We start from the raw sequence: 24,855 nt of genomic DNA on the forward strand, positions 1-24,855 counted from the left end.
ACACTAAGCTTTTTTCTAGCCATTGCTATTGGATTACTTATGGTGATTGGATTGGTCTTCCTGTTCCTTTTTTAATTCCTTTTCTTCATGTGCCGGCAATTTTTTATCCGGTTTTTCTGTAGCATTTTTCGGATTAGGGGTAATGATGTCTCCAGGAACTTGCGGCATTAAGCGTCCTGAAATTTCCGCCAATTCCTCCATGATCCCGCTTAATGGTCTTCCATTTTGAATATTTGCATTAATGTCCTTTAGGCGCTGGTTTATATCCGCGTCGGCTACAACTACCGCACTGGCTCCGTGGGGATCCTTTTTTAAGCTTTCGGCAACAGTATATTTTATTGTCCCCACTTGGGACCGGTCAATCTTGGCATTAACATCAATGCCTACAATTGCATATTTCCCTAGGACGACAGCTGTTGCGTCATTGACGTTCGGGACACTTGTGGCAAGGTCAACGAGATGCTTGGAGATTTCCTGGCCGGATTTGCGGTCAACATTGTCAATATAGCTGTTTTTTACTTTTACTAACGATTGATTAGCCTGATCGGCACTATTATTTTTATCGGTATTGCATCCTGTGAGTGCCAGGCAAATTCCTGCAATCATGAAAATCCTTTTCATAAAAACCCTCCATAAAAGCATAATCAATTGCCGAAATAAAGGAGCAATTTGTTATGATAATGAGTTTCCGTGTTAACATTTATTGTGTGGAATACCTTCTATCTTTATTCCAGTAAACATATATTTTACCAAAGTGCCTATTGGCTTGTTTAGTAACCTTAAACAACCCTACACCAAGTAATGCAGGAGGCGTCGCTTTGAGTAAAATATACGTGTTAGATACAAACGTTTTATTACAAGACCCGTATTCCATTTTCTCCTTTCAAGATAATGAAGTAGTAATTCCTGCTGTAGTACTCGAAGAAGTGGACTCAAAGAAACGATACATGGATGAAATTGGCCGGAACGCCAGGCATGTATCTAGATTAATTGATGGTCTGAGAGCTTCAGGGAAGCTTCATGAGAGAATACCACTCGAAAACGGAGGGACAATCAGAATTGAATTAAATCACCGGTCGTTTCATGAACTACAGGATATTTTTGTTGAAAAAACAAATGATAACCGCATTTTGGCGGTAGCTAAAAATCTTTTTTTAGAAGAACAGACAAAAGAAAACGGGAAACCCGTCATTCTCGTAAGCAAGGATGCCCTGGTCAGAGTCAAAGCTGATGCGATCGGCCTGGATGCAGAAGATTTTCTAAATGATCGTGTGGTAGAAATAGATTCAATTTATACCGGGTTTCAAGAGGTGTTTGTGCCAATTGACCTAGTAAGCCGCTTTTATGAAAAAGGAGAGCTTTTTCTTACAGAAATCCCTAATCACCGCTTTTTTCCTAATCAATTTCTGATTATAAAGGATGTGCTTGGCAGCTCGGCATCGGCAGTTGGCATTGTTAATAAAACAGGCACTAAAGTGACAAAACTGGCAATAAATCAAGAGCACGTATGGGGAATTCATCCGCGTAATGTCCAGCAGACGATGGCGATTGAATTGTTGCTGCGAAAGGATATTCCGCTTGTCACCTTAATCGGCAAAGCAGGAACAGGAAAGACATTACTGGCACTTGCAGCGGGTTTGCTGCAGACAGAAGATTTCCATGAATATAAAAAGCTATTGGTGGCGAGGCCTATTGTTCCGGTGGGAAAAGATTTAGGATTTTTGCCGGGGGAAAAGCAAGAGAAGCTAAGGCCATGGATGCAGCCCATTTATGATAATCTGGAATATTTGTTTAATACAAAAAAGCCTGGAGAACTTGATGCCATTTTAGCAGGTATGGGATCGATTGAGGTTGAGGCATTGACCTACATTCGCGGCAGAAGTCTGCCAAAGCAATTTATTATTATAGACGAGGCCCAGAATCTGACAAAGCATGAGGTGAAAACGATTATAACCAGGGTAGGTGAGGATAGCAAGATTGTTTTGATGGGCGACCCGGAGCAAATTGATCACCCCTATCTCGACGCATACAATAACGGCTTGACTTATGTGGTGGAAAAATTTAAAAATCAAGTTATCTCAGGACATGTCAAACTGTTGAAGGGTGAAAGATCCGGCTTGGCAAGACTTGCTGCCGATTTACTTTAGCTGGGTAACATAAAAAAACGGGCTTCCAGCCCGTTTTTGCTTGCATAGTTTTTATTTGACAGTAAATCCTTTAACATTTTTAATTGGGTTTTCACGGTTGGAACCGTCTCCAAAATAAACGTGAACAGGGCCATCAGCTTTGAGCTGTTTACCTTGATCGGAAAATGCCAGAATTAGCTCTGATGCTTCGCTGAGCGAAACCTCATAATCATTGTCGTTTGTATGAATTATGAGGATTGAGGCATCACTTTCAGGCTCAGAATTATTCAAAAAGGGCTTAAAAGGAATGCCGAAGGTACCGGTCATCATTTTTTGTTTTTCATAAATCCGCTCTGTTTTTAATGTTGGCGGGAACACGGCGCCCTCCATTATTTCTCGGTCCCAATGCTTCGAAACGGCTTTTGTATACTCCTCATCGGCATTTGTGGCCTGCTTATTTGTTGAAAAGTAGGTTGTCAAATCAATTCTGCGGTCATCGAATATCCAAACGCTTGGGTCGAGTGTCAATGGGTATTTTACTTTACCTGAAAGTTTCATGATATTTTCCATGTCTATTCCTCCTAATCTGCACACCATTTAGTATAGCTTTTTTTGGCGAAAATGTCATAAACTTGGCCGCTGTCTGTAATAAACCTCATAGTTCTTGCAATTTTCCTGTTTTGGCGGTAAAATTTATAGATAAGTTGTATAATCGCTCTGAACTGGGGGGATCAATGTTGGCGTCTGAAATGATAGTGAATCACCAGGAAAAAGCCTTTGCCTTATTGCAGGCTGACGCTGAAAAAATCTTAAAGCTTATTAAAGTGCAAATGGACAATCTCACGATGCCTCAATGTCCTCTTTATGAAGAGGTGTTGGATACACAAATGTTTGGCTTATCCAGAGAGATAGACTTTGCTGTTCGTTTAGGCTTAATTGATAGTAAGGATGGAAAATCGATTTTAGATAAATTGGAAAGAGAATTATCGGCACTGCATGACGCATCATTAAGAAAATAAACGGCTAAAACTCAAACAATGGCTATTGATTGTTTGAGTTTTTTATTATAGAATAAACCCAATATTTTTTTGCTGATCTTTTCAGAATATTCTTCACAGAAGTCTTGAAACAAAATAACATTTCCTCAAGTCACAGTCTATTTTTTCTATTATAATAGAATGGTATAAAATCAATTATTAAAAATGAGGACGTCTTACATGGGTAAAAAAATATTAAAATCGTATGATTATTCACTGATTATAGCCATAATCCTATTATGTATTTTTGGTTTGGTAATGATCTACAGTTCGAGCATCGCTTGGACTGTACAAAAGTATCATTATCCAAGTGATTACTTTTACCAAAAACAGAAAACTTGGCTGTTATTATTTACTGTGGTTTTTGTTGTTGCAGCAATTGTTCCCTATAAAATCATGAAATTTACACAGGTTATGGTAGTAATTGTTTTGACGTCCCTGCTCCTGCTTTTGGGGTTATTCTGGTTTGGTGATGTCACTAACGGTGCCCGCAGCTGGTATTTAATTGGTTCGTTTAAATTTCAGCCTTCCGAATTTGTTAAACTAGCTGTTATTATCTATTTAGCTGCAGTTTATGCCAAAAAGCAGTCTTATATTAATCATTTTAATAAAGGCGTAATGCCGCCTATTATATTTCTGTTTATTATTTGCTTTTTAATCATCCTGCAGCCGGACTATGGAACCGCTAGTATTATTGGTTTTATTGCATGTATGGTCATTTTCTGTTCGGGGATGAGTTTTAAGACAATCGGGAAGCTTTTGCTTATTGCTCTTATTGTTTTGGTGCCCCTGGTTTTTGCCGCAAAGGGCTATATATTTTCTGAAAAACGGCTTGCGCGATTCCAAGTGTTGGAAAATCCGTTTGCCGAGGAATATGTGCAGAAAGCTGGCTATCATTTGGCAAATTCCTATATAGCCATTGGTTCAGGTGGGGTAAATGGATTAGGATTGGGAAAAAGCATTCAAAAGCTTGGGTACCTGCCTGAAGCCCATACTGACTTTATTATGGCTGTGATCGCCGAGGAGCTAGGAATCTGGGGAGTGGGGTTTGTTATTCTATTGCTTGCCTATATTGTTTTGCGAGGAATTTACATTGGCCTACAATGCAAGGACCCCTTCGGCAGCCTGCTGGCTATTGGTATATCAAGCATGATAGGAATTCAATCTTTTATTAATCTCGCTGGTGTATCCGGAGTGATTCCTCTTACCGGAGTGCCGCTCCCTTTTATCAGCTATGGCGGTTCATCTCTATTAATGCTCGCTGCCGCTTCGGGGATTCTCGTCAATGTATCGATGTTTGTGAAATATGAAAAAAAATATAAACCCGAACAAGCCGTAACTGACAAAAAGCCTGTAACAAAAGATGGAAAGGTATTTTATATTTAATCAAACGCGGGGGCTTTTGCGCCTCCCGCGTTTTTAAAAATACATAGAAACAGAGGTGCTAGTAGGTGGCAAAACAAATAAATAAGGTATTGGTAGCAAACAGGGGAGAAATCGCCATCAGGGTTTTTCGCGCCTGTACTGAACTGAATATTCGGACTGTTGCAATTTATTCTAAAGAGGATTCCGGCTCCTATCATCGATATAAGGCAGATGAAGCCTATTTGGTCGGGGAAGGAAAAAAACCAATCGATGCCTATTTGGACATCGACGGCATTATTGAAATTGCCAAAAAAAGCGGTGCTGAAGCAATTCATCCCGGCTATGGATTTTTATCTGAAAATATTCATTTTGCTAGACGCTGCGAACAGGAAGGGATTATCTTTATCGGTCCAACCTCCAATCACTTGGATATGTTCGGGGACAAGGTAAAAGCTAGGCGGCAAGCCGAACTTGCTGGAATACCGGTTATTCCCGGGTCAGACGGGCCTGTAAATGGACTTCAAGAGGTTATTGGCTTTGCCGAAACCCATGGTTATCCAATCATCATTAAAGCGGCGCTCGGCGGGGGCGGCCGGGGGATGAGAATAGTTAGAAGCCAGGAGGAAGTCAAGGAAGCCTTTGAACGGGCAAAGTCGGAAGCCAAAGCTGCGTTCGGAAGTGATGAGGTCTACCTTGAAAAATTAATTGAAAATCCAAAGCATATTGAGGTGCAAATTATCGGCGATAAAAGCGGCAATATTGTCCATCTTTATGATCGTGACTGTTCCGTGCAGCGCCGCCATCAAAAAGTTGTCGAGATTGCCCCAAGCGTATCGTTGTCTGAAGCATTAAGGGAAGAAATTTGTGCTGCGGCCGTAAAATTGATGAAAAATGTCGACTACCTAAATGCCGGAACAGTGGAATTTCTTGTCTCCAAAGATGAATTTTATTTTATTGAAGTGAATCCTAGAGTACAGGTTGAACATACGGTTACCGAAATGGTAACGGGGATTGATATCGTACAGACGCAAATTCTTGTGTCCGAAGGTCATGAATTGCATGGACCGATTATCGGCATTCCAGTACAAGAGCAGATTATGCTTTATGGTTTTGCCATTCAGTCCCGTGTTACAACAGAAGATCCGCTAAATAATTTTATGCCCGATACAGGGAAAATCATGGCTTATCGCTCAGGCGGTGGATTTGGAGTCCGGCTGGATGCGGGGAATGGGTTTCAAGGAGCTGTCATCACTCCATATTATGATTCTCTCCTTGTCAAGCTATCGACCTGGGCGTTAACCTTCGAGCAAGCTGCATCCAAAATGGTCAGAAACTTGCAGGAGTTCAGAATTAGAGGGATAAAAACCAATATTCCGTTTTTGGAAAATGTCGTTAAGCATCCAAAGTTTCTAAATGGGGAGTATGACACTTCCTTTATTGATACTACTCCGGAGTTATTTCTGTTTCCGGTACGGAAAGACCGTGGAACAAAAATGCTATCCTATATCGGGACTGTAACCGTAAACGGTTTTCCTGGAATCGAAAAAAAGAAACGGCCTGTATTTGCCAAGCCGAGAATCCCGGCTATTCCATTTGACCTATCCACTAATCAGGGAACCAAACAAATTTTGGACCAACACGGCGCCGAAGGTCTGGTTGAGTGGGTTAAAAACCAAAAACAAGTGTTATTAACGGACACCACTTTCAGGGATGCGCATCAATCCCTCCTAGCCACAAGAATGCGGACAACCGACATTGCCCATATTGCTGAACCAACCGCAAAGCTTTTGCCTAATCTGTTTTCATTCGAGATGTGGGGCGGGGCTACCTTTGATGTTGCCTACCGTTTTTTAAAAGAGGATCCATGGGACAGACTCTTGACATTAAGAGAGAAGATTCCAAATGTTATGTTCCAAATGTTAATCCGCGGCGCAAATGCGGTTGGCTATAAAAACTATCCTGATAATTTAATTAAAGAATTTGTTGCGCAGTCAGCTTCTGCAGGAATCGATGTATTTCGTATATTCGACAGTTTGAACTGGGTGAAAGGGATGGAGGTTGCCATTCAATCGGTTAGGGACACCGGGAAGATAGCTGAAGCTGCCATTTGCTATACCGGGGACATTTTAGACCCGACAAGAACGAAATACAATCTTGACTATTATAAAAATCTAGCCAAAGAGCTTGAACATCAGGGGGCACACATTCTTGGAATCAAGGATATGGCCGGGTTATTAAAACCGGAAGCGGCCTACCGCCTTATTTCCGAATTAAAAGCAACCGTTGATATCCCGATCCACCTTCATACTCATGACACTAGCGGAAATGGGATTTTCACCTATGCCAGGGCGATTGATGGTGGAGTGGATATCGTCGACACCGCGTTAAGTACGATGGCAGGTTTAACCTCTCAGCCAAGTGCCAATTCATTGTATTACGCTCTCGAAGGGACGGAACGTAAACCGGCAATAGATATTAATGCCCTTGAAAAGCTGTCGCATTACTGGGAGGATGTCCGGAAATATTATCAAGACTTTGAGTCCGGCATGATTTCACCGCATTCCGAGATCTATCAGCATGAAATGCCAGGAGGCCAATACAGCAATTTACAGCAGCAGGCGAAAGCTGTCGGTTTGGGCGAACGCTGGGAAGAAGTCAAGGAAATGTATTCCAGAGTTAATCAAATGTTCGGTGATATAGTCAAAGTGACACCATCCTCAAAAGTAGTCGGCGATATGGCTCTGTTTATGGTTCAAAATGAGTTAACCGAGGAAGAGGTATTAGTAAGAGGTGCTTCGCTCGACTTCCCAGATTCTGTCGTTGAATTGTTTGAGGGATATCTGGGACAGCCGCACGGCGGATTCCCTGGGGAACTGCAAAAGGTAATATTAAAAGGGAAAAAACCACTTGAAGTCCGTCCGGGTGAATTACTTGAACCGATTGATTTTGAAAAGCTTAAGCAAGAACTATTTGATGAACTTGGCAGACAAGTAACCACATTTGAAATTATTTCTTATGCTTTGTATCCAAAAGTTTTCCTGGACTATTTGAAAACAGCCGAGGCTTATGGCAATATTTCTGTTCTTGATACGCCTACCTTCCTGTATGGTATGCGTTTGGGAGAAGAAATTGAGGTTGAAATTGAAACGGGGAAAACGTTGATTGTAAAGCTTGTTTCAATTGGTCAGCCACATGCGGACGGTACCAGAGTAGTTTATTTTGAGTTAAATGGCCAGCCGCGTGAAGTAATCGTGAAGGATGAAAGCATTAAAGCAACAGTAGTATCAAGACTTAAAGGTGATCCGAAAAATGAAAGCCACATTTCTGCGTCCATGCCAGGCACTGTCATAAAGGCATTGGTTGAAAAAGGGGAGCGGGTTGAACGAGGCGATCATTTAATGATTACCGAGGCAATGAAAATGGAAACGACCGTCCAGGCTCCATTCTCCGGCGTTGTGAAGGAGATTTACGTTAAAAGTGGTGAAGCCATCCAGACTGGTGACTTAATGCTCGAACTGATAAAGGGCTAACAACAATAAAAAAGGCTAACTTACTAAAGTCAGCCTCCAGATTGTCGAGAAAAGGTTCTTTTCTCGACAATTTTTTATTTTATCGGTTTTTCAATTGCCGGTTTTAATAAAAATTGCCCCTGCTAATGGGCCTGTTGATTTCCGCTCCAGGTGCTTCGCTTTCCGCGGGCGGTTCGGGAAGCCTCCTCGGCACGTTCCGTGCCTGCGGGGTCTCCCCTGTCCCGTACTCCCGCAGGAGTCTTCGCACCTTCCGCTCCAATCAACAGGAGTTAATCAACCTAAAGAATCGCAGCACACCTTTTCCAGTCTGAATAAGTGTGTCGTAATCTTTTTCATGTTCTAGCAAGCTGCGGTTAGAAGAGCCTGCGCGCTCAATTTTTTTCTTTCTAAATTTATTTAGCTCTATTCCTGAATTTGATAAGAATCATCGGCTCGAAATTAACCTCCGACAATGTGCTTGTAACTGATGCTTGGAGAGCCTACAAAACCTATGCGAAAGAAAAAGGATTAGAGCATTACCAAATCAAATCAGACGATGGAAAGTATGTTATTAAAGGCTTATATCACATTCAAAATGTGAACAGCTTTCATTCTCGGATCAAGAAATTGCTTGACCGTTTTAAGGGTGTCGCTACAAAATATCTCGATAATTACCTTGCTTGGTTATTGTTTATAGATAGTCGCAGTTACGAAAGCACTAAGCAATATATTAAAGAACTTCTGCTAACATCATTTGTATTTGAAATGACAGAAACTTATGATAGTTTACGTCAGTCCTAATTTCGGATCAGTTGAAACCATTAATAGTAACTATGAGGTGTTAAAATGCAGTTAAATGACTTTATGCATGAAAATTACCCCAATTTAGAGCTTAGACCACCTTTGTTTTATAGTTGGGATATTGGGATTCGTTTTGAACTTGGTGTAGAGTGGAAAAGGGAATATGATTATCCAAACAACTCATATGTATTGGGGTGTTATAAAAGGGCAATTACTTTATTTGAATCTCTACATTCTCCAACAGAAGATATTTTTGTAGTGATGGATGTCAATGATTTTGATAAAGGGAAAAACCTTAAACATCAGTTAAAAAATTTTTTCCCCTATGTTAAAAAATCTTTATTATTTAGATTGAAACATCAAGCATTGCCTTATATTTTTCCAGAAGATGATGAAGAAGGCACATATAAAACTCACAGATTTATTCTAAAATGCAAAATATCCGATTTTAAATATGTTCTATTGCTAAAAGCAATTTGCAATCAAGACTTGGGGTTGAAACCGAGTATTTTCCATAGAGTTTACTTCATTAATATCAACAGGAAAACCATCTTTCACGTTTACGATGACAGAGGTTGTGATTTGTTAGCAACATCACCCGCTACAATAAGGGATGTTTATAATAGATACAATGACTGGATTTTAGATTATGACAGACCTGAAATTGATAAGGTATTTAATTGAATATTGTTTAAGGGAAACGCCATAAATAAGCGTCTCCCATTTTTATAATTAAAAATCAACATTAAAATTAAACGAAGAAGATGATGGTCCGGAACTAATTTAATGAAAGACACAAATTCATATTCAGTATGACTAGACTCTTTTGGCTTAAACATTGATTTCACCGATAATTTTATTAGTTGAGTTGCTCATCGAATTAATGACACCTGTTGATTTGCGCGGAAGGCACGAAGACTCCTGCGGGAGTACGGGGCAGGGGGAGACCCCACAGGCGCTTGCGCCGAGGAGGCTCCCCGGCACGCCCGCGGAAAGCGAAGTGCCTGGAGCGCAAATCAACAGACATGTCGAATAGTCTATTTTTTAATAATATTATAAAAGATTAACGCGCTGAATTGTTAAAAGGTAAAAATAAAATAAAGCTGTCGAGAATTTCTCGACAGCCTGGGGCTGACTAAATAAAGTCAGCCTCTGTTTATTTAGTTATGATTCTTCCTGGACCTTGAATACAAGAGAATAAAATAGCTTAAAACACCAAACAGGCAGGTAATAAAGAAGGCATGAAGCAAGGCGACATAAAGGTTTAGCCTGGTGAAAATGATAAAGGCCCCTGCGATTACCTGGAGACTTACTAGAATAAATGAGATAATCCAACCCCAATATATTACCTTTTGGGTTTTGTAATGGCGAATAGCTAGGATAGTTATATATCCGATCCAAAGGAATATCAGACCAGCGGCGGCTCGATGTCCCATTTGCACCCATTCATATAGATTGCTGGGAAGTGCTGGGGCATCGTTTAAGCAAAACGGCCAATCTCGGCATATAAGACTTGATTTTGTATGCCTGACCAATGCACCGGTATAGATGACAAGATAACTATAGACGGTTACCGCGATGATATGAAAACCCATTCGTTTGTCGATATAAACTTTTTCTGCTTCAAACTTCTTATCAATCTCAAATATAAGCAATGTCAATAAGAAAACAGCAGCAAAAGATATGAGCGAAATCCCAAAATGCAGGGCCAGAACAAAAGAAGATTGTCCCCAGAGAACTGCTGCTGCCCCAATGAGCCCCTGTAAAATTAAAAAGAAAAAAGACAAAAATGAAAGAAATTTAGTCTCTCTTATATGGCCAATCGCCTTCCATGACCAAATGGACAAAACTAACACCAGAATCCCTACAACACCTGAGACTAGCCTGTGGGCTAATTCAATAACTAATTCTGGCGTGATTTCAGTGGGGAGGAATTTTCCGTTGCATAACGGCCATGATCTCCCGCAGCCCATTCCAGAGCCGGTTTTTGTAACCAAAGCTCCACCTAGTAAAATTAAAATCATTCCGATAGTAGTGGCGACTGCCAGCCACTTCAAAGAACGTTGCAAGAAACCCACCTCTTAAAAGTTCAATAATTTGTCAAAAAAATTTCTTGACAGTATAATGGATAAAAAAAGTAGAAAGATAAAAAGTACCTAATCCATCATAACGAATTCTGGCGAAAAAGAACAGAATTTCGGACTAAGATGTTGAGGATATTTAAAAATGGTCTGAAGCATTTGAATAACATTCAATTAACACTATTATTATAGTGGAAAACGTAATAACTCCGAAAACAGCCTGCTGTAAATAAATATGAAAGAAACTTTTCTCAATAGAAAAATATTTTATTTAGATCCATCATACAATAAAGCTTCAAAACAGAATGAATAAATACATAGAAATTTTTTGTAATAATATTTTAATTTATAGTGATTTTTATTTAAAAAATATTATAAAATAGAGACATGTTATGATAAAAATCGCGTTGTCACAATTTGGTCAAAAATTATTCAAAAAAAATTCACAAAAACTTCGCAAAGTGTGATTTAATATACAGAGAAAGTGTTGTTTAAATGATGCATTTCATCTGAAATATATAATATTTGGGATTTATTGGCTTATCAAGATTGGGAGGAGAATATTGAATGTCTAATTCAAAGGCTGCCATTGATAATGGTCTGACAAGCCTGGATTCAGTTGCAGAAAAACCCTCTGCATGGAGTGACTTTATGGCCCTTATTAAAATTGGGATCGTAAATTCAAACCTAATCACAACTTTTACCGGTTTATGGCTTGCACTGCATTTCACTGGACAGAGCTTTTTAAATAATTTGGATGTTATTTTTTTCACGGTGGCAGGTTCGTCGCTTATCATAGCCGGCTCTTGCGCGATTAATAATTATGTCGACCGAGATATTGATCATTTAATGGATCGGACCAAAGCAAGACCAACCGTCACTGGAAAAATACTCCCGTTGAAAGTTCTTGGACTGGGAATTATCCTGATTGGTCTGGGAACACTGTTTTTATTCTTCACTACAGTAACTGCAACAGTTATTGGACTGCTTGGAGTTTTTAGTTATGTTGTTCTTTATACACTTTGGTCGAAGCGCCAATTGGTCTCTAACACGATTATTGGAAGTTTCTCCGGCGCTGTACCACCGCTGATTGGCTGGGCTGCCGTAGATGCCAATCTTGATATCATTGCCTGGCTGCTATTTGCGCTCATGTTTATCTGGCAACCGCCGCACTTCTACGCTCTAGCGATGAGAAGGGTAAATGAATACAGGGCTGCCGGCATACCAATGCTTCCAGTAGTAAAAGGCTTCAAAGCTACCAAGAGGAGCATCTTACTTTGGGTGGCTGCACTCTTGCCATTACCATTTTTTCTTCACGAATTGGGAATCCCATTTCTAATCCTGGCAACTGCGTTAAATATCGGTTGGCTGGCGTTAGGGATTTATGGATATAAGATCAAAGATGACATTAAGTGGGCAAAACTAATGTTTGTTTATTCTATTCAATACTTAACTATTATTTTTGTGGCAATGGTAGTTGTTACATTAATCTAGTTTTGCAACGAGGCGCATGACTGCCTCACTCTACATACTTCTTTGGTCCAACATTAAATTAAGAATTTACACGAAAGAGGGGTTTGATTAAGCATGAAAAGGTTTGCAAAATGGCGTTTAATTTCGCTGTTTGCGATTTTGGCGCTGGTCCTTTCCGGTTGTGGCGAACCGTTCCTTTCCACATTACAGCCTGCCGGAGAAGCCGCTGAAATCCAGTACGATTTAATGAAGTTAAGTACGTACATTATGGTTGGAGTTATCCTTGTTGTATCGATTATCTTTGTGATTGTGTTCTTTAGGTTTAGAAGAAAGGATGACCGAATTCCAAAACAGGTGGAAGGAAGTCATAAATTAGAAATCATCTGGACAGTTATTCCGATTCTATTGTTACTGTTACTTGCTGTACCGACAGTATCAGCTACCTTTAAACTTGCTGATGTTAAAGAAATGGATAAGGAAAAATCTGATGCCCTGGTTATTAAGGTCCGCTCTCATTTATATTGGTGGGATTTTGAATATCCAAAGCAGAAAATTGTAACAGGCCAAGATTTAGTCGTTCCAACAAACGAAAAGGTGTATTTTGATTTAAAATCCTTGGATGTGAAGCACTCATTCTGGATTCCTGCAGTAGGCGGTAAATTGGATACGAACACTGAAAACGTGAATAAATTCTGGCTCGTATTTGATGAAGAAAAAGCCAATGAAGCAGGGAATCTTTTTTACGGTAAATGTGCTGAGCTTTGCGGACCGTCACATGCTTTGATGGACTTTAAAGTAAAAGCGATGCCACGTGCTGAGTTTGATGCATGGGTGAAAGATATGCAGGCTGTCAAAGAGCCGAAAAAAGCAAAAACTGATTTGGCTGCCCAAGGACAGGAGCTTTTTAATCAAAGCTGTATCGGCTGTCATGCTGTAACGCCGTCAAACCAAATGCCGGACACAGCGAGAATGGCACCAAACCTAACAAACTTTGGTGAAAGATCTCGTGTAGCTGGTATTTTAGATCATAATAAAGAAGAGTTGAAAAATTGGCTGCGTGATCCTGAAAAATATAAACCAGGCAACTTAATGACTGATAAATATCCGAAATATGATGAACAACAGCTAGAAGCCCTTGCGGAATACCTAATGGGCCTAAAAGTTCAGGAATAAATGGGGTAATGGTTGAAAGGGAGGTAAAATTGTGAGTACCTTGACTCAAAAAAAGGGGTTTGGTGCGACTATATGGGACTTTTTAACAACTGTCGACCATAAAAAGATCGCGATCCTATATCTCTTAGCAGGTGGATTTTTCTTCATAGTGGGAGGTATCGAGGCTGTTTTAATCAGGATGCAGCTTGCGGTGCCGAATAATGATTTTGTAAGTGCAGGTACTTTTAATGAAATTATTACCATGCACGGAACGACGATGATATTCCTTGCGGCTATGCCGATTTTATTGGGCTTTATGAATGCGGTAATGCCTTTGCAAATTGGTGCCCGTGATGTGGCGTTTCCATTCGTTAATGCACTTGGATTTTGGTTATTCTTCTTTGGTGGTGTGTTCTTAAACCTTTCCTGGTTTTTGGGCGGTGCGCCAGATGCTGGCTGGACTTCCTACGCCTCACTTGCAATTCACTCCAAAGGACATGGAGTTGACTTTTATGTACTCGGCTTGCAAATTTCAGGTTTAGGGACTTTAATAGGTGGGATTAACTTCCTGGTTACCATTATAAACATGCGTGCTCCAGGAATGACATACATGAGAATGCCGCTATTTTCTTGGACAACGTTTGTTGCATCGGCATTAATTTTATTCGCTTTCCCTCCGTTAACAGTTGGTCTTACTTTAATGATGTTTGACCGCATGTTTGGTTCGAATTTCTTTGTTGTTGCTAATGGGGGTAACACCGTAATTTGGGAACATTTATTCTGGATATTTGGACACCCTGAGGTATATATTTTAATACTTCCGGCATTTGGGATTTTTTCGGAAATTTTCTCTACTTTTTCAAGAAAACGGTTATTCGGATACTCATCGATGGTATTTGCCACAGTATTAATCGGTTTCCTAGGGTTCATGGTTTGGGCTCACCACATGTTTACAACTGGGTTAGGCCCAGTGGCCAATGCGATCTTTGCTGTTGCAACAATGGCAATTGCTGTTCCAACGGGCATAAAAATTTTCAACTGGCTGTTCACTATGTGGGGAGGCAGCGTGAAATTTACGACTCCAATGTATTGGGCGTTTGCGTTTATTCCTTCGTTCGTAATGGGTGGGGTAACAGGGGTAATGCTTGGTACTGCCCCGGCAGATTATCAATATCATGACAGTTATTTCGTTGTTGCCCACTTCCACTACGTTATCGTTGGTGGTGTCGTATTTGGTATTTTTGCCGCAACCCATTACTGGTGGCCAAAAATGTTCGGTACGATGTTAAATGAAACTCTTGGAAAAATTACCTTCTGGTTATTCTTTGTCGGCTTCCATTTAACATTCTTTATTCAACACTTTTTGGGACTTTGGGGAATGCCGCGCCGGGTGTTTACGTTCTTGCCAGGTCAAGGATATGAGACTTCCAATATGATAAGTTCCATTGGTGCGTTATTTATGGCACTAGGTGTGATTGTGCTTCTAATTAACGTTGTTATGACATCTGTGAAAAATGTAAAGGTTGGCAACGATCCATGGGAAGATGGAAGAACACTTGAATGGGCGATTCCGTCACCGCCGCCATTCTATAACTTCAAGCAGCTTCCGCTTGTACGCGGCCTTGATCCGTTATGGTTAGAAAAGACAGCGGGTAAGAAAGGCATGACACCAGCAGAACCGCTTGGAGATATTCATATGCCGAATTCTTCCTTTATTCCATTTATGATTTCATTTGGATTATTCTTTGCTGCTTTTGGTGTTTTGTATAATGGCGAAAAGTCATGGGCGGTACCAGTGATCATTATTGGATTACTGATTACATTTGGATCCATGCTAGTACGTTCTGTAAAAGACGATCATGGCTTCCATATTCATAAAGAGGAATTAATCGATGAAAATGATAAGGGGGTTAAGGCATAATGCACGCTGAAGAAAAATTAACTTACGAAACATGGCCTGCAGAGCCGGAGAGATCCACCCTTGAAGCAAAAAATAAATTTCTTGGTTTCTGGTTATTTCTAGGGGGAGAGACAGTTCTTTTCGCCTCTCTCTTTGCCACCTACCTGGCATTAAAGGATAAGGTACCTAGTGCTGAACATGCCTTGGCAAAAGATTTATACGATTTGCCGCTCACATTCGTCGCAACAATGCTCTTATTAACAAGCTCGTTGACAAGTGTATATGCAATGTACCATATGAAAAACTTTAACTCCCAAAAGATGATGCTGTGGCTTGGTGTTACTGTGGCATTGGGTTTAGGATTCTTGTGCTTGGAGATTTATGAGTTTAACCACTATGTGCATGAATTCGGGCATACGTTTACAAGCAGTGCCTTTGGATCGGCATTCTATACGTTAGTCGGCTTTCACGGTGCCCACGTTACCTTTGGTCTTGGGTGGATATTGGCTCTAATGTTCCGTAATTATAAGCGCGGTTTAAACTTGTATAATGCACCAAAATTCTATGTAGCGAGCTTATACTGGCACTTTATTGACGTTGTTTGGGTGTTTATCTTTACTGTAGTTTATTTAATGGGAATGGTGGGATAAAACTTATGGCAAATCAACAATTAAATTCAGGTAACCCAAGAGTTGATGTTGAATATCGCCGCCGGAAAAGTGCAGAAGAGATGAGATACCAGGTTGTTTCCTTTTCATTGATGATTTTCTTAACTTTGGTAGCTTTCGCTGCAGTTGCCATTAAGGGATTTACTGCTTGGTTTACCGCTCCGTTTATTGTACTATTGGCTTTCGTTCAGGTGATTTTTCAGCTATATTATTTCATGCATATGAGTCATAAAGGTCATGAGGCACCTTCATTATTCCTTTATTTTGGCTTATTCTTTGCATTAGTTATGGCATTGGCATTCATGACCATTATTTGGTGGTAATGGTTGCCTAAAAAGAAAATCGGCATTTTGCCGATTTTCTTTTTTAGACATGGATATTTGGGAAGGTTCATCCTTTGCTTATTAAATTTGCCAAAGGTATAATTAAAGTAATGAGTCTTCCTAATACGATTGAGGTGATATATAGTGCTGGCATTAGATATTTTCGGATTTAAAGCACTCTGGAGCCCATACTTCTTACTGTTTATGGTTGCTGTTACTGCAGGCTATTTTTTGCTCACTATAAAATACCGGCATCTGTTTCCTGGCAGTGAAAAATTAACAAAACAACAGATTTTTTTGTTTTTATTATCAATGGCACTTATTTACGCTATTAAAGGTTCTCCCTTGGATGTCATGGCCCATCTGATGTTTTATGTTCATATGATTCAAATGGTAGCCTTGGTGTTACTTATCCCGCCGCTGTTTATTTTTGCCATCCCTGCCTGGGTATGGAGAAGGCTGTTTGAGGTCAGAATCATTAACCACTTATTTAAGTTTTTCACAAAACCGCTGATCGCCTTAATTGTCTTTAATGGTTTATTTTCGTTTTACCATATTCCATTAATTTTTGATCATGTCATGCAAAGTTTTTGGCTTCATACCGCCTACACCTTTGTTCTGTTTGTAGTCGCCGTCTTTATGTGGTGGCCATTGCTCAATCAGCTGCCTGAGCATCAAAATCTGAGCGGCCTAAAGAAAGTGGCCTACATTTTTGCGGATGGAATTCTGATCACACCAGCTTGTGCCCTAATCATCTTTGCCGATACGTCACTTTATGCTACTTATTCCGATCCTGCAGTTTGGGGCAAGGTGATGGCCCTATGTGTCGGATCAGCCAACTTTGCCAGCCTAAATATAAGCGGCCCGGAGTTGTTTAGCTCAATGTCCCTTGTTCATGACCAGCAACTTGGCGGGGTTCTGATGAAGGTGATGCAGGAAGTGATTTATGGCGCGATTTTGTTCCGGGTATTTTTTGAATGGGTCCGCAAGGATCAAGCTGAAGCTGAAGAGATGATGAACCAAAACTTCAATCCATCCCCGGTAAAATAATCTCCCTGAATCAGGGAGATTTTATTTTTACTGCATTCGTTGAAAAAAAAGCTCGGGTACTCTACTATTATGGTAGAATACGTGAAAAAGAGAGGAACCGAAAATGGACTCATTACCAATTTTGCCTACAATTAGTACAACTTTTATTGTTTTAAGCGGTATAACAGTTGCAATTGGCTGGCGGCAAATATACAAGAGGAAAATTGAGCAACACAGAAAGACAATGACTTTAGCAGCAGTTTTTGCACTGATTTTCTTTGTCATTTATGCATCAAGAACAGTTTTTATTGGAAATACTGCGTTTGGCGGGCCGGACGATATCAAAATCTACTACACATTCTTTTTAATTTTTCATATCACATTGGCTACGCTTGGTGCAATCCTCGGAGTCTTGTCGTTACTATCCGGATATAAAAATAAGCTTTCCTTTCACCGTAAGCTTGGCCCGTTTACCAGTATTGTCTGGTTTTGTACCGCCATCACCGGTGTAGCAGTCTATTTGCTGTTGTACGTTTTTTATCATGGCGGCGAAACGACATCCATGATTAAGGCAATTCTCGGCTTTTAAGCAACTGCAAAACAAAGGGCACATGAACTAGTCATGTGCCCTTTGTTTTTTATTCTGCAAATTTGCTGATTTCGTTTTTAACGTCTTCAATAATCTTTTTGCATTGGTTCACAAGTGATGCTGGGAAGTTCTCGCCTTCACCATACTCGACCCCATGTGGATAATAGTGCTTTCCGAGCAGCGGAGTCATTAATTGAATCGTTGCATTGAAGGTATCGACATCTCCTTCCACTGCATAGCCTTGAAGGCGAAGGTAAAATGTTCCCTCCCTCATTTCAAACTTGCGGTCGTATGTAACCCGTTCATAGTCCCACTGTCCGGCACGAACCAATTTATGGGCTTCCATTACCTCATCCAAACGATTGAGTTCTGCCTTCATTTTTTCAATTCCGGTATTTTCAAATTTCATGATAAACTCCCTCCTAAAACGCTGCCATTCCCCTTTGTTTAATTGGTGGATTTATAGCAAGATGAATTCATTTTTAATAATAGATGAAAAAGGAATAACTTGCAATGAATTCAATAACGAATAAATCAATAGAATTGTGAAAATGCTATTAGGGATAACAGAAAATCTCCGGAGGCGATAGGATGGAAAGAATTCGCGATATTATGACTGATGATATTGAGTGCTGCACTTTGTTGGATAATGTGTATGAGGTTGCAGTAAAGATGAAGGAACTCAATGTCGGTGCGATTCCGATTGTCGACGAGGATAAACTTGTCGGAATGATCACCGATCGGGATATCGTCATTAGAGGTGTAGCGGAAAAACATCCGGGATCAACAAAAGTTGAAGATATTATGAGTGATAATCTTATTACTGTTACGCCCGAGGCTACCAGCAGGGATGCAGCCAAGTTGATGGCAGAGCATCAAATTCGCCGGCTTCCTGTAGTCGAAAATGGGAAGTTGGTTGGCATTGTCTCACTCGGGGACTTTGCAATCAGGGAATTAACAGATGACCAGGCGAAGCAGGCACTTACGGAAATATCGGAACAAAATTATAATGGGGTTCAGCACTAAATTATTATTCTTGAAAATAGGTTACTTCTTTTAAACAGGTACAAAAAGTACCTGTTTTATTTATCTGCCGCCTATATATCAGATTTTTTTGATATCTTCTATTACTAAATTCGTTATAAATGATATAATTATTTTAACAGTACGTATAATGATAGAGAAAGAAATAGAGAGGGGGTAAACCTCTGCGAGCCTTATTTAGAATTTTGATTCTTTCAGCTGTAATCTTAACTATCGCATTTTATGCTGGTATAAATGGAAAAAATCAGGATCAGGTTTTAGTTAAAGAGGATCATACATCGGAAATGGAACATTCTTGGTCAACTAGTAATGAACAGGGCCAAAAAAGAAAAGTTTCCGAAAAGCCTGCCGAAGGAATTTCACTATTAATAGGCAAAAACCTGACTGACCTGCAAAATGAACTAGGACCGCCGCAGCGAATCGATGAGACGCTTTATGGTTATCAATGGTATATCTATAATCTGGATTATAATCGCTATGCGCAGGTGGGCGTTCAAAATAACCAAGTTGTAACGGTATTTGCGCTCGGGGAGAAAATAAATGTTGCCCCGTTTAAGATCGGCCAGCCGGTGGAGGAAATATTTATCACGCAATTTATAGATACTAATATTAATATTGAATACAATGGAAATTCTTATCGGTTTGAACTGAATGATAATGACCTTAATCTCCGGCCAATGGTACAGTTGGGCGATATATATGTTCAGCTTTATATAGATAAGTTTACTGGAACGCTTTCAAGTGTCCGCTTTTTAACGGCGGAAACATTAATTAAACAAAGGCCATACGAATTGGTGTATCGTGGAGATCTGATTGAGGCTGCGATTCCCACTGAGGAAATGTGGGACTCGATTCAATCTGGAACGGAACAGGAAATTTTTGAAATCACCAATGTACTAAGAATGCGGCATCAATTGTCGCCACTTAAATGGGATGAAAATACGGCGGAAGTCGCCTATGGACATAGCAAGGATATGGCGGAAAACAATGACTTTTCTCATGAATCGAGAACATTTGGCAGTCTTACCGACCGCTTAAATCGGGCAGAGGTGGCCTACAAGGCGGCGGGGGAGAATATTGCGGCAAATTATACGGATGCACCGGCTGTCGTTGAAGGTTGGCTGAATAGTAAAGGCCACCGGGAGTCGCTGTTAAATAAAGACTTTACCCATTTAGGAGTCGGGGTTTATCAAAAGTATTATACCCAGAATTTTATACAAAAAGCGGAGGAATGATTTAAGGAGATAGGGACAGAAAATCTGTCCCTATTTGATTTCATAACTACTTTTCTCTCTTTTATATTCATTAAATAGAAATGTATTGCCCTCCCAGCTTCCGTAAACAGTAATTATTTCGCCGACGGAAATGTTGTCCGGTTTCGTGTCTTTCGTGAGAGGAGACATTTTTTTTACGGTTATAATCTTGCCGTCGGTTTGTAATGAAAGTATTTGGACGTAAAGGTAGCGATTGTAGTAATAACGCTGTTTTTCGGCACGAACCCCTTTTATTATCCCTTTTAAAACAGCCTCATGGGCAATATCACCAGCTGCAAGCCATTTTTGGTCGTACTCTTTCATTTCTTTCTTGGTAAGCCAATAAAAATAAAAGCAAACAATCGGGATTAAGATGGCAGTGACCATTACGTTAACTCTCCTTGAATCATTTTGGAATGATAAAGAACGTACCTGTTGCGTGGGCGATTTTTTTTCCATCACTTCGAAAAGCTTCGCCCGAAATGACGACTGTTTTTGTTCCTTGATGAATAATCTCTGCGCAGCAGCGCAACTGGTCGCCAATTCCAGGAGCAATATAATGGATATTTAATTGATTGGTGACTGCCCCAAATCCTTCTGGAAGTATATAATTTGCCAGAGAACCCATTGCTGTATCAAGTACGGTCGCTGTGATACCGCCGTGGACGATATTCAAATTATTGTGAATGGCAGGATTAATCGGGATTACGATTTCACAAGTATGATTGTCGATTTTTCTTTCCATATGAAGCAGCTCGCCGACATAAGAGTCGCTGTTCCGTTCGCTTCTCTTTTGAACCCCTTGTAAAAGTATATTCAGCACCTGTAAATCTGTCTCCGTGCCATTTTCAATACATGATTCTAATAGTTGTCTTAATTGATCAGTCATTTTGTTTACCTCTTTCGTTACTATTTCATAACACATCTTAACACTTCCTATTGTAATTATAAATATTTTATCCTGCTTAACGTTTTCACCTTTTTCGATTTGTATCATATTTTAATATGGGATTAATTTGGGCTGAGGTGAGAACAATGGCACAAAAAAAATTGCACCCTTCCGTTATAAAATTTAAAGAGTTCGTAAAAAGTAATCCAACAATTATCCAAGAGGTAAGAAAAGGCAATGCCACCTGGCAGGAATTATATGAGGACTGGTATTTGTTGGGGGAGGATGACAAACGCTGGGAATCTATAGGGACAGACACAAAGGTTACCGCCAAAAATGAAAAAGAAGGCAAGAGTGACTTTATGTCGAATGTGATGGGGATGTTCAAGAATTTGGACCCAAATCAAATGCAAACATACCTTCAAAATGCGAGTGAGGCCGTAGCGGCCGTTCAAGGGCTACTTGCACAATTTCAGGGAACTAATAGCCAAAATAATCAGGTAAAACCACCCGAAGCACCGCCGCATCCATTTTCCTTTAGACAAGATTAAATAAAAGGGGCAAATCAGATGAGAAAAGAGGTACTGGATTATTTGGAAGGGCAGAAGGATCTAAAACGATTTATTCGGGAACAGCCAATGTGGTATCGGAAATTGTCGAGAAACCCTTATGATATACAGGCGTTTGAGGTGGCCTCGCTGCATCATTATAAAAAGACAATTCCGCATCAGGTAGAAAAATTCTCCTATGGCGTTCAAATGGCGACAATGATGTTTTCCATGTTTCAAGCCATGAAAAATCAAAACTGACAAGGGCACATTGCAGATCGGTGTGGCCTTTTTATTTTGGTTAAAAAATTATTTACGGGCAAACAATACAGTCATAAGGAGTGGTACGCCATGAATAAGTTTTTGCAAGTTTGTTTTTTAATCCTATTGACAGGCTTTTTTTCAGAAGGGTTCCTTCTTGGCGCGGAAGCGGCTCCCAAGGAATTTCCCTCTCTTTACGTAAATCACGAAACAAAGGGCAACCAAATTCTTGTTGAATGTATTGTAGGAGGCATCAGTTTTCGTGAACCGGAACATCCCGGCCAAAAAACCGGCAAAATCATTATTTGGGTAGACGGGCAAAGAAAGTCGGAGGAAGCACAAGCCGCATTTATTATAAAAGGACTCTCACCAGGCAGTCATAAAATCGGTATTGAAGTGGTGAGTTTAAACAATGAGCCATATGGCCTTAAGAAAGAATTCTTGGTAAAAATCCCTAAATAAACGGAAATTTTCGCTTTCTCCAGGTTTTCATGTTAAAATGGCTTTGGAGGTGGGCGAAGAGTGCTTGCTACATTAGAAAGAATTGAATTACTGGAGTACGCTGAAGATTTGGCAAAAATGATCCTTGAATCGGATGTAGCCGAACAATACCGGATCAGTCTATATAAATTGCAATCAAGCCGCGAGGCACAAAATAAAATAAAACGGTTTACCAGCTTGAAGGAGCTTTATGAAGAAGTCCAGAGGTTTGGCAAGTACCATCCTGACTATAAACGAGTGATGATGCAAGTCCGTGAATTCAAACGGGAAATGGATTTAGACCCACATGTGGCCGACTTCAAATTGGCGGAAAATGACCTGCAAAGCCTGTTGGATGAAATAAGCCTGCTTATCGGAGGAGCCGTTTCTAAACATATAAAGGTTCCCACGGGAAACCCTTTCTTTGATAATGGTCACGGAAGTGGCTGCGGCAGCGGTGGAAGCTGCGGGTGCGGGTGAAAAAAATCAGCTTGAATCCAAGCTGATTTTTTTATTTGATTTACCAGATGCGGTTAACTAAAAGGAAAGTTTGAATTGATATATTGTGGTTTCATATGCTAGACTTATGTAAAATGATGGTTATGTTAAGGGGAAAATCGTATGTTTATGCAAAGGCAAGGATTGGTCATTTGGCTTTATTCGTTGAAGCAAGCGAAGATGCTAAGACGCTTCGGCAACGTCCATTATGTATCGAAAAGACTAAAATATGTGGTATTATATTGCAATCAGCATGAAGTGGAAGAATTGATCGAAAAGCTGTCCGCTTTTTCGTTTGTAAAAAAAGTTGAACCTTCTTATAAGCCATTCCTCAAAATGGAATACGAGAATTCAGCGCCGGATAAAGCAAAAGAGTATGATTATAAAATGGGAATCTAAAAGGTGAGGGCAAACATCCTCGCCTTTTTTAATGGTTTTGATTGCAATAAAAAAAACCCCGTGGATTTCCACAGGGTCCTTCTAATTCCCAAAAAAGGATAGAAGGCAAAGGGAGAGGAGAAACCGGAGGAAGAACTTATGGGGAAACGTAAGTCTTCTCCGCGGTTGGCAACAACATCCTCGAATTGATGTTGTTACTTACATTATTTCCACATCAAACAAGCTTATACGTCTTTTTTTAAAATTTCCCTTCCGGCTTCCTTTGTCTGTACCGCTGGCGCATCCAATTATGAGTTCATTTGTCTATATTTTATAAATTATGATAGGATGGATAATGAAATTTTATTTTCAAGAAAAATGTGGTGATATGTTGTGAGAGTGGTTTCTGGAGTTTATAAAGGAAAACCTCTTAAAGCCGTTCCGGGGACTTCAACAAGACCGACAACGGACAAAGTAAAGGAAGCCATTTTTAATATGATTGGTCCGTATTTTGATGGCGGCATAGGCTTGGACCTGTTTGCGGGCAGCGGCGGTTTGGGGATAGAAGCTTTAAGTAGAGGATTGGAAAAAGTTGTCTTTGTTGACCGTGACGGCAAAGCAATTCAAACCATCCGAGAGAATATTGGCTCTTGTAAACTCGAAGAGCAAAGTGAAATCTACCGAAATGATGCCGAGCGTGCCCTTAAGGCGTTAGTTAAAAGAGAAATCCGGTTTGATTATATTTTTTTGGACCCGCCCTATAAAAAACAGCAGATTATCAATCTGATGGAAAAAATCGATGAACATAATTTAGCAAATGCAAACAGTATAGTTGTCTGTGAGCATAGTTTTGACGTAGAATTACCTCAAGCGGTTGGGCATTTTGTGCGGATGAAACATGAAAAATATGGCATTATTGCTGTTACAATTTATTCAAGCGTAATTGAAGAATAGGGGGAGTCATTTTGGCAAGTATCGCCGTTTGTCCGGGAAGTTTTGATCCAATTACATATGGTCATTTGGATATTATTCGCAGAGGGGCCAAAGTGTTTGATAAGGTCTATGTTGTCGTGTTAAATAACTCATCCAAGAACCCGCTGTTTACTGTCGAAGAAAGAATTAGCCTTATACGAGAAGTGACAAAGGATTTTCCGAATGTAATGGTCGACGAGTTCTCCGGCCTGCTCGTGGATTATGCCAAGAGTGTAAATGCCACTACGATTCTTCGTGGCCTGCGGGCTGTTTCCGACTTTGAGTACGAAATGCAAATTACATCGATGAACAGATATTTAAATGATCATGTTGAAACCTTTTTTATGATGACCAACAATCAATATTCCTTCTTAAGCTCAAGCATTGTCAAAGAAGCAGCAAAATACAACGGAAACATCTCCGGTCTAGTACCTCCGGCAGTAGAAAAGGAACTTAAGAAAAAATACAAAGAATAGAAA

General features: G+C 40.1%; 28 protein-coding genes and 1 pseudogene. 22 read left to right on the forward strand and 7 right to left on the reverse strand.

All coding sequences use genetic code 11. From position 1 onward, the window contains the following. Nucleotides 1-33: 33 nt before the first annotated feature. Nucleotides 34-621: a YhcN/YlaJ family sporulation lipoprotein gene (locus AR334_RS22110; protein ID WP_066317982.1), complete on the reverse strand. Its 588-nt coding sequence runs from the start codon at nucleotides 619-621 to the stop codon at nucleotides 34-36. 197 nt (nucleotides 622-818) lie between these two features. Here AR334_RS22110 and AR334_RS22115 point away from each other — a divergent pair, with 197 nt between their 5' ends. Continuing rightward, entirely contained in the window at nucleotides 819-2,147 is a 1,329-nt protein-coding gene (locus AR334_RS22115; RefSeq protein ID WP_066317984.1) for a PhoH family protein, read from the forward strand. Nucleotides 2,148-2,198: 51 nt separating this feature from the next. Here AR334_RS22115 and AR334_RS22120 read toward each other — a convergent pair whose 3' ends face one another. Next, on the reverse strand, nucleotides 2,199-2,696 hold the full coding sequence (locus AR334_RS22120) for a hypothetical protein (RefSeq protein ID WP_066317992.1): 498 nt from the start codon (nucleotides 2,694-2,696) through the stop codon (nucleotides 2,199-2,201). Nucleotides 2,697-2,863: 167 nt separating this feature from the next. On the opposite strand from AR334_RS22120, the gene AR334_RS22125 reads away from it, so the two are divergent. The 3 genes from AR334_RS22125 to pyc all read left to right on the forward strand — a co-directional run bounded on the left by AR334_RS22125 (nucleotide 2,864) and on the right by pyc (nucleotide 8,058). Continuing rightward, nucleotides 2,864-3,145, forward strand: a complete 282-nt coding sequence (locus AR334_RS22125) for a YlaN family protein (protein WP_066318621.1) — start codon at nucleotides 2,864-2,866, stop codon at nucleotides 3,143-3,145. Nucleotides 3,146-3,343: 198 nt separating this feature from the next. After that, on the forward strand, nucleotides 3,344-4,549 hold the full coding sequence (locus AR334_RS22130) for an FtsW/RodA/SpoVE family cell cycle protein (RefSeq protein ID WP_066317998.1): 1,206 nt from the start codon (nucleotides 3,344-3,346) through the stop codon (nucleotides 4,547-4,549). A gap of 65 nt (nucleotides 4,550-4,614) precedes the next feature. Further along, on the forward strand, nucleotides 4,615-8,058 hold the full coding sequence (gene pyc / locus AR334_RS22135; protein WP_066318006.1) for a pyruvate carboxylase: 3,444 nt from the start codon (nucleotides 4,615-4,617) through the stop codon (nucleotides 8,056-8,058). 122 nt (nucleotides 8,059-8,180) lie between these two features. On the opposite strand, the gene AR334_RS29655 is transcribed toward pyc, so the two are convergent. After that, a complete protein-coding gene (locus AR334_RS29655; RefSeq protein ID WP_156431362.1) occupies nucleotides 8,181-8,321 on the reverse strand; it encodes a hypothetical protein in 141 nt (46 codons plus the stop codon). A 160-nt stretch (nucleotides 8,322-8,481) separates the two neighbouring features. Between AR334_RS29655 and AR334_RS22140 the strand changes: the two are divergent. Both AR334_RS22140 and AR334_RS22145 read left to right on the forward strand, forming a co-directional pair. Then, nucleotides 8,482-8,838 (forward strand): annotated as a pseudogene (locus AR334_RS22140) (IS1595 family transposase); the annotation flags it as partial. Between the two features lie 63 nt (nucleotides 8,839-8,901). Further along, nucleotides 8,902-9,522: a DUF3885 domain-containing protein gene (locus tag AR334_RS22145; protein ID WP_066318631.1), complete on the forward strand. Its 621-nt coding sequence runs from the start codon at nucleotides 8,902-8,904 to the stop codon at nucleotides 9,520-9,522. 476 nt (nucleotides 9,523-9,998) lie between these two features. Here the strand turns inward: AR334_RS22145 and AR334_RS22150 are convergent, their stop codons facing one another. Next, on the reverse strand, nucleotides 9,999-10,907 hold the full coding sequence (locus AR334_RS22150; protein ID WP_066318022.1) for a heme A synthase: 909 nt from the start codon (nucleotides 10,905-10,907) through the stop codon (nucleotides 9,999-10,001). A 579-nt stretch (nucleotides 10,908-11,486) separates the two neighbouring features. Here AR334_RS22150 and cyoE point away from each other — a divergent pair. The 7 genes from cyoE (at nucleotide 11,487) to AR334_RS22185 (ending at nucleotide 18,053) form a co-directional block, all read left to right on the forward strand. Continuing rightward, nucleotides 11,487-12,413 (forward strand): heme o synthase, encoded by a 927-nt coding sequence (gene cyoE / locus AR334_RS22155; protein ID WP_066318024.1) that lies wholly within the window; start codon nucleotides 11,487-11,489, stop codon nucleotides 12,411-12,413. Between the two features lie 93 nt (nucleotides 12,414-12,506). After that, nucleotides 12,507-13,565: a cytochrome c oxidase subunit II gene (gene coxB / locus AR334_RS22160; protein WP_066318026.1), complete on the forward strand. Its 1,059-nt coding sequence runs from the start codon at nucleotides 12,507-12,509 to the stop codon at nucleotides 13,563-13,565. 28 nt (nucleotides 13,566-13,593) lie between these two features. After that, a complete protein-coding gene (ctaD, locus tag AR334_RS22165; protein WP_172799279.1) occupies nucleotides 13,594-15,465 on the forward strand; it encodes a cytochrome c oxidase subunit I in 1,872 nt (623 codons plus the stop codon). Continuing rightward, complete coding sequence (locus tag AR334_RS22170; RefSeq protein ID WP_066318031.1) at nucleotides 15,465-16,094, forward strand: cytochrome (ubi)quinol oxidase subunit III; 630 nt, start codon at nucleotides 15,465-15,467, stop codon at nucleotides 16,092-16,094. Before ctaD ends, AR334_RS22170 begins: the two co-directional genes overlap by 1 nt. 5 nt (nucleotides 16,095-16,099) lie before the next feature. Then, complete coding sequence (ctaF, locus tag AR334_RS22175; protein ID WP_066318034.1) at nucleotides 16,100-16,435, forward strand: cytochrome c oxidase subunit IVB; 336 nt, start codon at nucleotides 16,100-16,102, stop codon at nucleotides 16,433-16,435. Between the two features lie 144 nt (nucleotides 16,436-16,579). Continuing rightward, nucleotides 16,580-17,485 carry a cytochrome c oxidase assembly factor CtaG gene (ctaG, locus tag AR334_RS22180; protein ID WP_301337176.1) on the forward strand — a complete coding sequence of 302 codons (906 nt, stop codon included), beginning with the start codon at nucleotides 16,580-16,582 and terminating at the stop codon, nucleotides 17,483-17,485. Nucleotides 17,486-17,588: 103 nt separating this feature from the next. Further along, nucleotides 17,589-18,053, forward strand: coding sequence for a DUF420 domain-containing protein (locus AR334_RS22185; RefSeq protein WP_066318036.1), 465 nt, complete (start codon nucleotides 17,589-17,591; stop codon nucleotides 18,051-18,053). Nucleotides 18,054-18,102: 49 nt separating this feature from the next. Here AR334_RS22185 and AR334_RS22190 read toward each other — a convergent pair whose 3' ends face one another. Further along, the gene (locus tag AR334_RS22190; RefSeq protein ID WP_066318038.1) at nucleotides 18,103-18,462 is read right to left on the reverse strand and encodes a YugN family protein; all 360 of its coding nucleotides are present in this window, start codon (nucleotides 18,460-18,462) and stop codon (nucleotides 18,103-18,105) included. A gap of 182 nt (nucleotides 18,463-18,644) precedes the next feature. Here AR334_RS22190 and AR334_RS22195 point away from each other — a divergent pair, with 182 nt between their 5' ends. Beyond that, on the forward strand, nucleotides 18,645-19,079 hold the full coding sequence (locus AR334_RS22195) for a CBS domain-containing protein (protein WP_066318040.1): 435 nt from the start codon (nucleotides 18,645-18,647) through the stop codon (nucleotides 19,077-19,079). Nucleotides 19,080-19,381: 302 nt separating this feature from the next. Then, the gene (locus tag AR334_RS22200; RefSeq protein WP_253701339.1) at nucleotides 19,382-20,332 is read left to right on the forward strand and encodes a CAP domain-containing protein; all 951 of its coding nucleotides are present in this window, start codon (nucleotides 19,382-19,384) and stop codon (nucleotides 20,330-20,332) included. 30 nt (nucleotides 20,333-20,362) lie between these two features. Here the strand turns inward: AR334_RS22200 and AR334_RS22205 are convergent, their stop codons facing one another. Next, nucleotides 20,363-20,737 carry a hypothetical protein gene (locus AR334_RS22205; RefSeq protein ID WP_066318042.1) on the reverse strand — a complete coding sequence of 125 codons (375 nt, stop codon included), beginning with the start codon at nucleotides 20,735-20,737 and terminating at the stop codon, nucleotides 20,363-20,365. 19 nt (nucleotides 20,738-20,756) lie between these two features. Further along, nucleotides 20,757-21,239 carry a PaaI family thioesterase gene (locus AR334_RS22210; RefSeq protein WP_066318642.1) on the reverse strand — a complete coding sequence of 161 codons (483 nt, stop codon included), beginning with the start codon at nucleotides 21,237-21,239 and terminating at the stop codon, nucleotides 20,757-20,759. 146 nt (nucleotides 21,240-21,385) lie between these two features. Here AR334_RS22210 and AR334_RS22215 point away from each other — a divergent pair, with 146 nt between their 5' ends. From AR334_RS22215 to coaD, 7 genes are all read left to right on the forward strand, one after another. Further along, complete coding sequence (locus tag AR334_RS22215; protein ID WP_066318052.1) at nucleotides 21,386-21,790, forward strand: YlbD family protein; 405 nt, start codon at nucleotides 21,386-21,388, stop codon at nucleotides 21,788-21,790. An 18-nt stretch (nucleotides 21,791-21,808) separates the two neighbouring features. Continuing rightward, entirely contained in the window at nucleotides 21,809-22,048 is a 240-nt protein-coding gene (locus tag AR334_RS22220; RefSeq protein ID WP_066318056.1) for a YlbE-like family protein, read from the forward strand. Nucleotides 22,049-22,138: 90 nt separating this feature from the next. Next, nucleotides 22,139-22,510 carry a hypothetical protein gene (locus tag AR334_RS22225; protein WP_066318058.1) on the forward strand — a complete coding sequence of 124 codons (372 nt, stop codon included), beginning with the start codon at nucleotides 22,139-22,141 and terminating at the stop codon, nucleotides 22,508-22,510. 60 nt (nucleotides 22,511-22,570) lie between these two features. Then, on the forward strand, nucleotides 22,571-23,008 hold the full coding sequence (locus tag AR334_RS22230; RefSeq protein ID WP_066318060.1) for a YlbF family regulator: 438 nt from the start codon (nucleotides 22,571-22,573) through the stop codon (nucleotides 23,006-23,008). A gap of 141 nt (nucleotides 23,009-23,149) precedes the next feature. Further along, complete coding sequence (locus AR334_RS22235; protein ID WP_066318062.1) at nucleotides 23,150-23,425, forward strand: YlbG family protein; 276 nt, start codon at nucleotides 23,150-23,152, stop codon at nucleotides 23,423-23,425. 372 nt (nucleotides 23,426-23,797) lie between these two features. After that, nucleotides 23,798-24,358, forward strand: coding sequence for a 16S rRNA (guanine(966)-N(2))-methyltransferase RsmD (rsmD, locus tag AR334_RS22240; RefSeq protein ID WP_066318071.1), 561 nt, complete (start codon nucleotides 23,798-23,800; stop codon nucleotides 24,356-24,358). An 11-nt stretch (nucleotides 24,359-24,369) separates the two neighbouring features. Continuing rightward, entirely contained in the window at nucleotides 24,370-24,852 is a 483-nt protein-coding gene (gene coaD, locus AR334_RS22245; protein ID WP_066318076.1) for a pantetheine-phosphate adenylyltransferase, read from the forward strand. The last annotated feature ends 3 nt before the right edge of the window (nucleotides 24,853-24,855 follow it).

Source organism: Bacillus sp. FJAT-29814, assembly GCF_001510715.1.
In the GTDB taxonomy this organism is placed as follows: domain Bacteria; phylum Bacillota; class Bacilli; order Bacillales; family Cytobacillaceae; genus Neobacillus.